Source organism: Pseudomonas sp. NBRC 111140 (assembly GCF_001320885.1).
Classification (GTDB): Bacteria; Pseudomonadota; Gammaproteobacteria; order Pseudomonadales; family Pseudomonadaceae; genus Aquipseudomonas; species Aquipseudomonas putida_P.
The window spans coordinates 1-11335 of record NZ_BCBQ01000136.1 but is presented as its reverse complement, the minus strand read 5'-3'; the positions used below and the strand labels follow the sequence as shown (position 1 = coordinate 11335).

The 11335-nt window shown below is 61.0% G+C and carries 13 protein-coding genes; 5 read left to right on the top strand and 8 right to left on the bottom strand.

The features are described 5' to 3' along the window. On the bottom strand, positions 1–690 hold a 690-nt coding region (locus tag APH42_RS29650; protein ID WP_082421470.1), incomplete at its 3' end, for a hypothetical protein. Between the two features lie 257 nt (positions 691–947). Here APH42_RS29650 and APH42_RS27170 point away from each other — a divergent pair. Then, the gene (locus APH42_RS27170; RefSeq protein ID WP_041166360.1) at positions 948–1832 is read left to right on the top strand and encodes a sugar nucleotide-binding protein; all 885 of its coding nucleotides are present in this window, start codon (positions 948–950) and stop codon (positions 1830–1832) included. Beyond that, positions 1825–2757, top strand: coding sequence for an NAD-dependent epimerase/dehydratase family protein (locus tag APH42_RS27165; protein WP_012270273.1), 933 nt, complete (start codon positions 1825–1827; stop codon positions 2755–2757). Before APH42_RS27170 ends, APH42_RS27165 begins: the two co-directional genes overlap by 8 nt. A 28-nt stretch (positions 2758–2785) precedes the next feature. Here the strand turns inward: APH42_RS27165 and APH42_RS27160 are convergent, their stop codons facing one another. Next, positions 2786–3229: a helix-turn-helix domain-containing protein gene (locus APH42_RS27160; protein WP_012270274.1), complete on the bottom strand. Its 444-nt coding sequence runs from the start codon at positions 3227–3229 to the stop codon at positions 2786–2788. A gap of 101 nt (positions 3230–3330) precedes the next feature. Here APH42_RS27160 and APH42_RS27155 point away from each other — a divergent pair, with 101 nt between their 5' ends. Beyond that, positions 3331–4536: an MFS transporter gene (locus APH42_RS27155; protein ID WP_060494626.1), complete on the top strand. Its 1206-nt coding sequence runs from the start codon at positions 3331–3333 to the stop codon at positions 4534–4536. Here the strand turns inward: APH42_RS27155 and APH42_RS27150 are convergent. The 5 genes from APH42_RS27150 to APH42_RS27130 all read right to left on the bottom strand — a co-directional run bounded on the left by APH42_RS27150 (position 4524) and on the right by APH42_RS27130 (position 8450). Continuing rightward, positions 4524–5207 (bottom strand): OmpW family protein, encoded by a 684-nt coding sequence (locus tag APH42_RS27150; protein WP_012270276.1) that lies wholly within the window; start codon positions 5205–5207, stop codon positions 4524–4526. The genes APH42_RS27155 and APH42_RS27150 overlap by 13 nt on opposite strands. Before the next feature lie 109 nt (positions 5208–5316). Then, positions 5317–5889 carry a DUF3299 domain-containing protein gene (locus tag APH42_RS27145; protein WP_012270277.1) on the bottom strand — a complete coding sequence of 191 codons (573 nt, stop codon included), beginning with the start codon at positions 5887–5889 and terminating at the stop codon, positions 5317–5319. 9 nt (positions 5890–5898) lie between these two features. Continuing rightward, on the bottom strand, positions 5899–7164 hold the full coding sequence (locus APH42_RS27140) for an ABC transporter permease (protein WP_060494625.1): 1266 nt from the start codon (positions 7162–7164) through the stop codon (positions 5899–5901). Beyond that, positions 7164–7874 carry an ABC transporter ATP-binding protein gene (locus APH42_RS27135; RefSeq protein WP_012270279.1) on the bottom strand — a complete coding sequence of 237 codons (711 nt, stop codon included), beginning with the start codon at positions 7872–7874 and terminating at the stop codon, positions 7164–7166. Before APH42_RS27135 ends, APH42_RS27140 begins: the two co-directional genes overlap by 1 nt. Further along, a complete protein-coding gene (locus APH42_RS27130; RefSeq protein ID WP_060494624.1) occupies positions 7875–8450 on the bottom strand; it encodes a DUF2796 domain-containing protein in 576 nt (191 codons plus the stop codon). 130 nt (positions 8451–8580) lie between these two features. Between APH42_RS27130 and APH42_RS27125 the strand changes: the two genes are divergently transcribed. Together APH42_RS27125 and APH42_RS27120 are read left to right on the top strand one after the other, a co-directional pair. Then, positions 8581–8940 carry a hypothetical protein gene (locus APH42_RS27125; protein ID WP_012270281.1) on the top strand — a complete coding sequence of 120 codons (360 nt, stop codon included), beginning with the start codon at positions 8581–8583 and terminating at the stop codon, positions 8938–8940. A 77-nt stretch (positions 8941–9017) separates the two neighbouring features. After that, entirely contained in the window at positions 9018–10502 is a 1485-nt protein-coding gene (locus tag APH42_RS27120) for a hypothetical protein (RefSeq protein WP_060494623.1), read from the top strand. A 61-nt stretch (positions 10503–10563) separates the two neighbouring features. Here APH42_RS27120 and APH42_RS27115 read toward each other — a convergent pair. Beyond that, positions 10564–11335, bottom strand: a 772-nt coding sequence (locus tag APH42_RS27115) for a co-chaperone YbbN (protein ID WP_060494622.1), incomplete at its 5' end; no start/stop codon positions are given.

The window sequence follows — 11335 nt, the reverse complement described above, 5'->3', positions numbered from 1 at the left end:
ACTGCGAGTGAAGTTGAAAGATTTTGAGGTCAGTGCGAGCGCATCCAGGCTGCTCAAGCGCTCGATGATTTCTTGTAGGGGAAAGACATGCGTAGGGTCATTGGCGGGGTTCCAGCGAGCAGTGAGGATAAGTGCAGAGGGAGCAGGGGAGTGACCATCACTGGAGACTGTTGAACAGTTGTAAGGCGCTTCAGTGTGCGGCCCCAAGCACAAGCCTGCATGCGAGCTGGTTTCAACTTCCAGGCGTGGGTGTTCGCCAACCCGTGGAATTCGGCCTCCTCCCTTGAAGTTGCCAACCAGACGGACCTGCTTGCCCTCGTTGTCGATATCAAAAGCGAAATTTCGGTGTCGTGCGAGCTCCAGCAGCAGCTGATTGCGCGAGGCGAGGTATGTGCAGCGAGGGTTTTGCGCCAAGGCGGTGATATCGGGAAGGTTTTCAGGTATCGGCTCGTCGGCATAAGGCATGTGCCTGTACATCAGCGTAGACAATCTGCCTTCGCCGAAGCGCTGTAGCAGCGAACGCTGCTCGTCAGTCAAGGATTTCTGGATTTGGTCGGTCAATATACGTGCCTGGATTGCAACCCCCTTTGCTTCCGGGCCGCCGGAGTCTGCAAGGGTTTGGCTTGCAAAGGCTATGGCCCGACTTTGCTCGGGGGAAAAATCCAGGTATGCGGCTTGCGAGTGAGGCATTGAACGTTCCTTGTACTTATTTTTGTGGGGCTCCCCTGTTGGCAAGGGGGGAACTATTGAATGCAGTTATGCTTTTGCGTGGTAGTCAGCTCGTTCCTGGTATGCCGTAGGAAATATCTGTGTGTCGCGATAGTGAGCTTTGGCAGCTCGGAAACCGCACCGCCTGAAGCAGTCACAGGGCCAGACGTTGGACTTCCCGCAGCGGAAACCGCAAAATGCCCCTTTCCTTCATCAACCTCTCCGGATCTGCTGACTCTATGCGTATGCGCCTAATGCTGTTGGGTGGTGGCAATGCCCTCGGGCAAGCGCTGATTCGTCTTGGGGCCGAGGAGGACATCGCATTCCTGGCGCCACGCCCGCCCGAGAACGGTTGGACGCCGGCCAGCCTCACTCAGTTGCTCGACGATCACCGCCCCGACGCGCTGGTCAACCTGGCCTATTACTTCGACTGGTTCCAGGCCGAGTCGGTCAGCGAGCAGCGCCTGGCTCAACAGGAGCGGGCGGTGGAGCGGTTGGCGGAGCTGTGCCAGCACCACCAGATCACCCTGGTGCAGCCTTCCAGCTACCGGGTGTTCGATGGTTCGCGGGCCACGGCCTACAGTGAAAAAGACGAGCCCGTGCCGCTGGGCCTGCGTGGCCAGGCCTTGTGGCGCATCGAGCAGAGCGTGCGTGCGGCCTGCCCACAGCATGTACTGCTGCGCTTTGGCTGGCTGCTCGACGAGAGCATCGACGGCTCGTTGGGCCGCTTCCTGACACGTGCCGAGCAACCACAAGAGCTGCTGCTGGCCGATGATCGACGTGGCAACCCGACGCCTGTCGATGATGCCGCCCGGGTGATCCTGTCGGTGCTCAAGCAGCTCGATTGCAATGCGCCGTTGTGGGGCACCTACCATTACGCTGGCAACGAGGCGACCACGCCGCTGGCGCTGGGCCAGGCGATCCTCACCGAGGCCGGCCAGCACCGCCAACTGGCCGTGCAGGCCCCCACACCGCAAGCCCATGCCGCGCGCCCGGATGCCAGCGAAGAGCCGCAACATGCGGTACTGGCCTGCAAGAAAATCCTTCATACCTTCGGTATCAAGCCGCGTGCCTGGCGCGCTGGCTTGCCGCCTCTACTGGACCGGTTCTACCGCCATGGCTGACGCCCCCATCCTGATCACCGGCGGTGCCGGCTTCATTGGCTCCCACCTGTGCGATGCGTTGTTGGACAAAGGCTACGCCGTACGCATTCTTGATGACTTTTCCACAGGCCGCAGGAGCAACCTGCAGGTCGACCACCCACGGTTGGAGCTGATTGAAGGCGATGTAGCCGATGCCGGGTTGGTTACACAGACAGCGGCTGGCTGCCGTGCTGTAGTGCACCTGGCGGCGGTGGCCTCGGTGCAGGCCTCGGTCGAGGACCCGGTACGCACCCATCAGAGCAACTTCATCGGCACCCTCAATGTCTGTGAAGCCATGCGCGTGCATGGCGTGCGTCGGGTGCTGTTCGCTTCCAGTGCGGCGGTGTATGGCAACAATGGCGAGGGCGAGTCGATTGCCGAAGAGACCCCCAAGGCGCCGCTGACCCCCTATGCCGTGGACAAACTGGCCAGTGAGCAATACCTGGACTTCTACCGCCGCCAGCATGGTCTGGAGCCGGTGGTGTTTCGCTTCTTCAATATTTTCGGGCCACGTCAGGACCCGTCCTCACCGTATTCCGGTGTGATCAGCATTTTCTGCGAGCGCGCTGTACAGGGCTTGCCGATCACGGTGTTTGGCGATGGCGAGCAGACCCGTGATTTCCTCTACGTGGGTGATCTGGTGCAGGTGATGGTGCAAGCATTGGAGCAGCCGCAGGTCGAGGAGGGGGCGGTGAACATCGGCCTCAACCAGGCGACTTCGCTGAACCAGTTGCTGGCAGCGCTGGAGAAGGTGGTGGGGAGCTTGCCAGCGATCAGCTATGTCGCGGCCCGTTCGGGGGATATTCGCCATTCGCGGGCGGATAATCAGCGGTTGCTGGCGCGGTTCAAGTTCGCGCAGGCGACGCCGATGGTCGAGGGGCTGGCGCGGCTTCTGGGCAAGGCCTGATAACCGGGGGCTGCGCAGCAGCCCCAAATCATTCATGCCGCACCATTCTGCGCAGGCAGTCTTCGGCATGCAAAACCCGCCCATCCTGGGCACGCACCTGCAACGTCTCAAGCGCCTGCCCGGTAGCTCCCTCCACCAATTCCGAACGCGCCTCACCCGCCTCGAACAGAAACCGCTCCCCCCATTGCCTCAAGCCAACCACCACTGGAAACACCGACCGCCCTTTCGCGGTCAGCACATATTCCTTGTAGGCACTGCCATCCGATGCCGGCTGCAAGGCCAGCAACTCGCTCTCCACCAGTAGTTTGAGCCGCGAGGCGAGGATGTTCTTCGCCAGCCCCAGGTTCTTGTGAAATTCACTGAACCGGTGCAGGCCGTCAAAGGCATCGCGCAGGATCATCAGCGCCCAACGGTCACCCAGCACCTCCAGGGCCCGGGCTACGGGGCATTGCGCATTGTGTTCATCGAGCATGGTGCAAACCTGTCTTAACGTCTGGTTGCAGATTAAAACCACATTTGCTAAATAGCCAGTGTGTGGTTTCAAATCGAAACCAGATTGACGAGGTTGGTCCGATGGCACCTTCACTGACACGCTGGACAACCCTGTTGCTTGCCATTACCAGCGCCATGGCCGTCGCGACGGTGTACTTCGCTCAGCCTCTGCTTGAGTCGATGGCTGCCGAGCTGGGGGTAGGGCAGCAGCAGATTGGCTGGGTAGTTGGCGCGACCCAGGCGGGCTATGCCCTGGGGTTGCTACTGATCGTGCCGCTGGGTGACTTGGTCGATCGCAAGCGCCTGTTGCTTGGCCAGTTGCTGTTCTCGGCTCTGGCGCTGATCGGCGTCGGCATGTCGCAAAGTTGGGCAATGCTGCTGGTGGCTCTAGCCGTCACCGGGTTGATGGCCGTGATGGTGCAGGTGATGGTGGCGCATGCCGCGAGCCTGGCCTCACCGGGCCAGCAAGGGCAGGCGGTAGGCGCCGTCACCAGTGGTGTGGTGCTGGGCATTCTGCTTGCGCGCCTGGTCTCGGGCGGGTTGGCCGACCTGGCCGGTTGGCGCAGCGTGTACTGGATGGCCGCAGGCGTCTTGATAGTGCTGGCACTGGTGATATGGCGTAGCTTGCCCTCGGTGCAGCCCGTCATGCATCGGTCTGGCTACCGGGCGCTGATTGTGTCCCAGTTCAACCTGTACCGGCACGACAGGTTGCTGCGCCAGCGAGGCATGTTTGGAGTGTTGATCTTCGCCGCGTTCAGCGTGCTATGGAGTGCCATGGTCATGCCGCTCAGTGCTGCGCCGTTGGCGCTGAGCCATACCGAGATCGGCCTGTTCGGCCTGGCAGGTGTCGCGGGTACCTTGGCAGCTTCGCGTGCCGGTCGTCTGGCTGACCAGGGGCAGGGTGAACGCACTACTGGGTTGGCGCTGGCCTTGCTGACGCTGTCGTGGTTGCCCACGGCGTTTGTCGGGGCTTCACTGATGGCCTTCGTGCTGGGAGTGCTGATGCTGGACTTTGCCGTGCAGGCGGTACATGTCACCAACCAGAGCCTGTTGCTGGCCGGGCGTGGCGCGATGGCCAGCCGGTTGATCGGTGCCTACATGTGTTGCTACTCGCTTGGCAGCGGGCTGGGAGCGGTGTTGGCGGCCTGGGTGTTTGCCCATTGGGGGTGGGTCGCAGTGTGCGGGCTTGGCATGGCCATCAGCGCGGTAGCGCTGGGCTACTGGCTATGGCTGCAACGTGCGAGGGCGGCCGAAGCCGCCCTGCCGTGTTCAGGTCAGAACTTGTAGCCAAGGCCGACCATGTACACCCACGGGTCGACATCGACGTCGACCTTGGTCTTGCTGTAGCCCAAAGCGGTCGGGCCGTTGACGCTGGCCTTGGTGTCGATGTCGACGTACCAGACCGAGGCGTTGACCAGCAGGTTGTCGGTGATCATGTAGTCCATGCCCAGCTGGCCGGCGATCCCGATCGAGTCCTGCAGTTTCAGGTTGCTGAAGCCTTGCTGCTTGCGGGCACTGCTGAGGTCTTCATCGAAGAACAGGGTGTAGTTGATGCCCACGCCGGCATAGGGCTGGAACTTGGAGTTCGGTTCCATCGGGTAGTACTGCAGCGACAGGGTCGGTGGCAGTTGCTTGATGTCGGCCAGCTTGCCGTCCAGGCCGCCGCCCAGGCCTTTTACGCCTACGGTGTGCTTGAACGGGGTGGCTGCCAGCAGCTCCAGGCCGATGTGGTCGGTGAGCATATAGGCAAAGGTCAAGCCCAGCTGGGTGTCGCTGTCCAGGGTTGCCTTGGTGCCCGAAACCTTGTTGCCATCGAATTTCAGGTCGCCGCTGCTTTCGTTAGGGGCGGTGGTGATGGCGCCTGCGCGGACGATGACATCGCCTGCCTGGTGAGCGTGGGCAACAGGGGCGGCGAGCGCAAGGGCCACAAGCGAGGCGCCGAGCAAGGACTTGTTCATGGAAGCTCCCAAAGGACGTTATTAATCGAGTAGTCCAATGGTACGGAGCTGGTTAAACAGAAAGTTTGACCCAGCTCAAAGAAGCGTCTTCACGAATTCGAAACAGTTCTCATCTCAGCTCATACGCGTATATTTTCTCGGCCTCCATCTGGTAGCCAGCGTCGGCCAGTTCGCTGCTGGAGGCTCTAACCTGCATCTTCCCCTCGATCCAGTAAGGTTGGTAGAGGTCTTCGACGCGCACGCCCATCTCACTGAAAATGTGCACGATCTGGTTCGACGGTGGGGGTGGCACGTGGATACACGCACCGTAGTAAGGGACCAGCAGGAATTCGGTGGTGCGGCCTTCTTCGCTGACCTCCAGTGGCACGATGTAGCCCGGCAGCTTGACCTGCTGGCCGTCGAGACCTTTCACCACCGGGGCATCGGGGGCTTGCTGGCGCGCGGGTGGGGCAGACTCGGCAGACAGGGCGTTGCTTAGCTGCGACATGTCGTGCAGCGGCGCCAGTTGTGGTGGGATGACCGGGGCGCCTTCGGGGATCAGGGCGGGCCAGTCCAGTTCACGGGGTTCTGAGGCCCAGGCAGGCAATGTCAGCGAGAGCAATATGACCAGTAGAAATTGTGTTGCCTTTACTGGCCTCTTCGCGGGTGAACCCGCGAAGAGGGCGATGAGGTGTTTGATCATTACGCGCACTCAGAGGTGTATGGACAAACCATCGGCCAGCGACTGCCAATACGCCCGCCACGCAGGCACGCTACCCATCAGCAACGCAGCCCCCAGGATGATAGCCAGCAAGGTCCATTCATGAGCGCTAGGTAGGGCCAGTGGCAGATACAAGCCATAGTTCGCCTGTACATACCCCTGCGCAAGGGCAATCCCCGCGTACAGCAAGCCAAGCCCGGCCACGATCCCGACCGCCGCCAGTGACAGTGCCTCCAGTACCAGCAGCCCCGCGATATGCCAAGGCCTGGCACCGACCGAGCGTAAGATCGCCATCTCCCGGCGGCGCTCGTTGAGGCTGGTAAGAATCGCCGTGAGCATGCCAATCAGGCCGGTCAGCACCACGAACAGCGACACCACGAACAGTGCTTGTTCGGCAGTGCCCATCAGGCTCCAGAGCTCCTGCAGGGCCACCCCAGGTAGGATCGCCAGCAGCGGCTCGCTGCGGTACTCATTGATCTCCCGCTGCAGGCTGAAGGTCGCGATCTTGCTGTTCAGCCCCAGCATGAATGCAGTGATGGCGGCAGGTTGCAGGTCCATCGCGCGTGCTTGCTCGGCGCTGATGCGCCCGGCGCCACGGGCGGGTACGCCGTTGTGCCAGTCGATATGGATCGCTTCCATACCCCCCAGGCTGATATGCAGGGTGCGATCGACCGGTGTGCCGGTGCGTTTGAGCACACCGACCACGGTGAATGGTTTGTCGTCGTGCTTGACCAGGCTGATGGCGGCCACGCCGTGGGCCAGTACCAGCTTGTCACCCAGCTTGTAATGCAGCGCCTCGGCCACTTCGGCGCCGAGCACCACTTCGAAGGGGTCGCTGGCGAACTCACGTCCCTGGCTCAGTTCCAGGTGCTGGCGGCGACCGTACTGGTAATGGCTGAAGTAATCCGCCGTGGTACCCATCACCCTGTAGCCACGGTGGGAGTCGCCCAGCGAGATCGGGATTGCCCACTTCACCCGTGGGTCCTGGGCATAATGCTGGAAGCTGTCCCAACGGATGTTGTTGGTGGCGTTACCAATGCGGAACACCGAATACAGCAGCAGGTTCACCGAGCCAGAGCGGGCGCCGACGATCAGGTCGGTTCCGCTGATGGTGCTGGCGAAGCTGGCGCGAGCCTCGGTACGGACCCGCTCCACGGCCAGCAGCAGGCACACCGACAAGGCAATGGCAAAAGCGGTCAGAAACGCAGTGAAACGGCGGTTGGCCAGGCTGGCCAGGGCAAGGCGGAGCAGGTACATCAGGCCTCCCGGGGCTTGGCGGCGCGGTTGAGGTCGGCCAGGGAAAGGTGGCGGTCGAACAGCGGTGCCAGGCTTTGATCGTGGCTGACGAACAACAAGCTTGCGCCGGCGGCGCGGCACTCATCGAACAGCAGGCGGATGAACGCTTCGCGGGTGTCGGTATCCAGTGCCGAAGTCGGCTCGTCGGCAATCACCAACTCGGGCTGGCCGATCAGTGCGCGGGCGGCGGCGACCCGCTGCTGCTGGCCGATCGACAGGCTGTCGGCGCGGCGGGCGAGCAGGGCGGGGTCGTCCAGGCCCAGGTGCGCCAACAGCGTGCTGGCTGCCTGGTCGACACCGCCATGGCGCTGCTCGGCGCGGGCCTTGCGGCTGCGCGAGAAGCGGCAGGGCAGCTCGACGTTTTCACGTACCGACAGAAATGGCAGCAGGTTGAACTGCTGAAAGATGTACCCCGTGTGATCCACCCGAAAACGGTCGCGGGCGCCCTGACTCAGCCCGCCGAGGTCCTGGCCGAGCAACTCGATACGGCCCTGGGCGGGCACGCTCACCCCGCCCAGCAGGCCCAGCAAGGTGGTCTTGCCACTGCCGCTGGGGCCCTTGAGGAACAAGGCTTCACCAGCGTTCAGGCGCAAGGCTGGAATGTCCAGCAGCGGCGGCTGACCTGGCCAGGCGAACACCAGGTCACGCAGTTCGATCAACGGCTGGCTCATTCAGAAGGCGACCGTTGCCTGGGCCGGCGTGGTTTCCACACCTTTCTGGCCATTGGGGCCGATCAGTTGCACGTTGATTTTCTGGGTGGCCGGGAAGGCCTTGAACAGTGGTGCCAGGTCCACCTGTGTCAGTTTCTCGGGGTTGGCGCAGGTCAGCTGGTAATGGGCGCCAATGTCGCTGTGTTGGTGCCCATGCTCATGATCGTCGCCATCCTCGTCGGCTTTCGGGGCGTCACCGAACAGCGGGCTTTCCAGCGCCTGCTGTTCTTCTTTGCAGCCTGCGGCAGCAGCCAGGCCGACCAGCGTCAACGGTTGTTCGAGCTGCTGGCGTACGGCGGCGACCTTGGCCTTGTCGGCATCGCTGCTGGCCGCGTGCTCGAAACCGACCAGGTTCATGGCCGGGCTGTCCAGCTCAAGCTCCAGGGTGTTGCCATCGAGTACGACGTTGAGCTTGGCTACGCCATGCTCATGGGCGCCGAGTGTGCCATGGGCGTGGTCGTGATCATGGTCATCGTGGGCATGGGCCACGGCCAGTGGCAGCAAGGCGAAGGGCAGGGCGAGCAGCAGGCGACGCATGGACGACTCCGGAGCGGGCTGGAAGATTGAGTTATGTTATAACAATTTTTCTGCGCGCCGCCAGCCTGCGTGGCTAAGGTTTCATGTTGCGGTAGCATGGCTGCATTGACCTGGGCTCAAGGAATGCATCATGAGAATTCGCGGACAGATTGGTGAATGGCCAGTGGACCTGACCATTGAGCTGGCGCCAGAAGAGTGGGCGCAGCTGGGGCAACGGGTGACGGGGCGTGAGGCGTCTGTAGACGCAACCGCAGTGGTCCACGCCCCGCCAAGTCAGGATGATGGGCAATGGGCAACAGCACGTGAGTTACTGCAACGGGCCGGGCACGTCGCAGGGCCTCAGCTGTTGGAGCAATTGGAAGCGCTGGTAGGAAGTGTCGCGGCAGGTAAACGATTGTTGGTCAGGTTGCGCCATAGTCCAGATGTGCGGGTTGAAAACGTGGGTGATGCGCCGGTTTACCATTGGGTGGGGCCACGAAAAGCCGAATGACCTGTCATTTCTGCCAGTTGTGACGCTTTGGGTGATACGTGACAGTCACCTGAACGGCACTACCGCGGGTGGAAAAAATGGATATCAGCAATGGCGCAAACGATGAAGTCCGCTCCGGCGAGGATAGCCTTTACGGCTGGCCCTTCATGGTGTTCTTCGACTGGCGCAAGGTGAATGAGTATTGGAACGCTCATGCGCTAGAACCGCAGGGCGACGGGTTCTGTGCGAAGGATATCGAGTTTGAAATCGACACGACAATGGAATCGGCGCGGTACTTCCGATGCTCATTGGGGCCATTGAAATTGCAGGTGACGGGCGGTGACGGTAGCCCGTTACGGTGGGTGGTCAGACGCAGAATCTTGTCGTGTGTAGTTATTCACCTGGCCCGTTCATTGGGTGGGCGGACAAGGATCATCACTCAAGTACGGCATGTCATAGAGGAGCAAGGTATTGAGCTCTGCCTGGAAATAGACCTCGAAGCCAACGCAGGACGCTATGACAGTGAGCATCGGGTTTCACTAGGGTGGGCTAAATATCCCGTTTTCTATCTCTCCAGTGCCTATCAAGCATCCACTCGCGATGAACAGGGGGCATTGCCCTATGCGCTCTTTTTCAAGGGGCAGGCTGATTCCAGCAAATTCATTCAGCTTGGTAAAATTCAGCCGTTGAGCACCGGGGTACTCAAACCCATGCATTTCTGGCTTCGTTCGGTAACCCCGGTAAATACACAATCATCGTTTCTAGCCCTGCATCCAGTGATTGGGGAGCACGGTAGCGGTTCGTTTCCCAACACCTACCCTTCTATTCCTGTATCAACGGCAGGCGTGTCCATGGTGCTGGATGCGACGCGCTATCCTGGGGCAGTGCTTGCCCAGCAGGATATACAAGACTGCCCCAGCCTCTTCATCCCACCGGGGCTTGTGCAGAGTGGGGTCTTGGAAACGGATGGCTCAATTGTTAGGAGTCGCTTTGAACGTCAACTGAATGAGCGTCCATTCGCACAGGTGCAAGTTGAGGGCCAGTCGTTCGGCCTTGAACCCATGGTGCGGGTGATTAATGGGGCGCAAACGGTAACGCTGAGCCTTTTGCCCAGTAATACAGGTGAGCCTCCAAAGTGGGGGAGTCAATATGGCGGTCAGGTAGAGCCAAAGGGTTGGGGGTGTACCTTCCTACCTGACGAACGGGAAGCATCTGGTATCGAGACACTGTGCGAGTATTGCGTTATTCAGGCCGCTGTGGATAACCGCGCGTTCACGTCCACAGTTGTGGTTCTTCGAGGCGTACCGACCGGCTATATTCGTTTGACGCCGTCATTACATGGTCATGTAAAGCTGTGCTATCGAATGGGAGGTCAGGAAGTCGTTATCCCCCATGAAAAAACCTATTGGAATGGGCTTAACTGTTTTATTGCCAGCAATGGGGCTATCGAACGGTTTGATAATGAGCCCTTTTGTATCATTCGGGCGCACAGCGATCTGGGCGAGGCGTTGATCTGGGCAGTGTTGATCTTGCCTGTCCCACTGATCGACGCGCAGACGGCGCTGAGCCTTGATATTGGCTAATACCTATAGAGTCGATCGATGCAGCCGCCCGATGTCAGGCGGCCGTACCTGGCATTGGCTATCAATACATCGCAGCGAACAGCTTGCGTCGGTAAACGTTGACCAGCGGGTGATCATTGCCCAGTAGCTCGAACACCTGCAGCAATGCCTTCTGCGGCAGCCCATTCTCATAGGCACGGTTACGCTGGAACAGCTTCAGCAACCCCTCCAGCGCCGCCTCATACTGCTGGCGCGCCAGTTGCTGGATGCTCAGCTGATAAGCCGCCTCGTCATCCTGCGGGTTCTGCGCCAGGCGGCTTTTCAGGTCAGCCACTTCCGGCAGGCTGGCAGCCTGGCGCAGGAAGGTCAGCTGGGCCTTGGCGCCCGCCAGTGCAGCTTTGTGTTCGTCAGTCTTGACCGCATCCAATACCACCTGCGCTTCGCCCAGCTCACCACGCTCGGCCAGGCAGCGAGCGTACAGAATCAGCGCTTCGGCATTGCTGTTGTCCTCACCCAGCAGCACCTGCAGCAGTGCTTCGGCTTCGGCGAAGCGGCTTTCGGCAAACAGTGCCTTGGCCTGCTCCAGCGGCGAAGCGACGGGTGCGGCGGGCATTTGCACATGCGGCTCGAGCATGGCGCGAATCGCCGATTCCGGCTGTGCTCCGGCGAAACCGTCCACCGGCTGGCCGTCCTTGAACAGGACCACGGTCGGCAGGCTGCGGATGCCGAACTGGGCAACCACCTGTTGCTCCACGTCGCAATTGATCTTGGCCAGCAGCAGTTCGCCCTGGTAACCCTCGGCGATCTTGGCCAGCAACGGCATCAGCGCCTTGCACGGCGCGCACCACTCGGCC

Excerpts from the sequence above, each read along its gene's own strand:
- APH42_RS27165 (WP_012270273.1), top strand. The coding sequence starts at position 1,825 with ATGGCTGACGCCCCCATCCTGATCACCGGCGGTGCCGGCTTCATTGGC.
- APH42_RS27125 (WP_012270281.1), top strand. The coding sequence starts at position 8,581 with ATGAGAATTCGCGGACAGATTGGTGAATGGCCAGTGGACCTGACCATT.
- APH42_RS27135 (WP_012270279.1), bottom strand. The coding sequence starts at position 7,874 with ATGAGCCAGCCGTTGATCGAACTGCGTGACCTGGTGTTCGCCTGGCCA.
- APH42_RS27145 (WP_012270277.1), bottom strand. The coding sequence starts at position 5,889 with ATGATCAAACACCTCATCGCCCTCTTCGCGGGTTCACCCGCGAAGAGG.
- APH42_RS27155 (WP_060494626.1), top strand. The coding sequence starts at position 3,331 with ATGGCACCTTCACTGACACGCTGGACAACCCTGTTGCTTGCCATTACC.
- APH42_RS27160 (WP_012270274.1), bottom strand. The coding sequence starts at position 3,229 with ATGCTCGATGAACACAATGCGCAATGCCCCGTAGCCCGGGCCCTGGAG.
- APH42_RS27120 (WP_060494623.1), top strand. The coding sequence starts at position 9,018 with ATGGATATCAGCAATGGCGCAAACGATGAAGTCCGCTCCGGCGAGGAT.
- APH42_RS27140 (WP_060494625.1), bottom strand. The coding sequence starts at position 7,164 with ATGTACCTGCTCCGCCTTGCCCTGGCCAGCCTGGCCAACCGCCGTTTC.
- APH42_RS27150 (WP_012270276.1), bottom strand. The coding sequence starts at position 5,207 with ATGAACAAGTCCTTGCTCGGCGCCTCGCTTGTGGCCCTTGCGCTCGCC.
- APH42_RS27170 (WP_041166360.1), top strand. The coding sequence starts at position 948 with ATGCGTATGCGCCTAATGCTGTTGGGTGGTGGCAATGCCCTCGGGCAA.
- APH42_RS27130 (WP_060494624.1), bottom strand. The coding sequence starts at position 8,450 with ATGCGTCGCCTGCTGCTCGCCCTGCCCTTCGCCTTGCTGCCACTGGCC.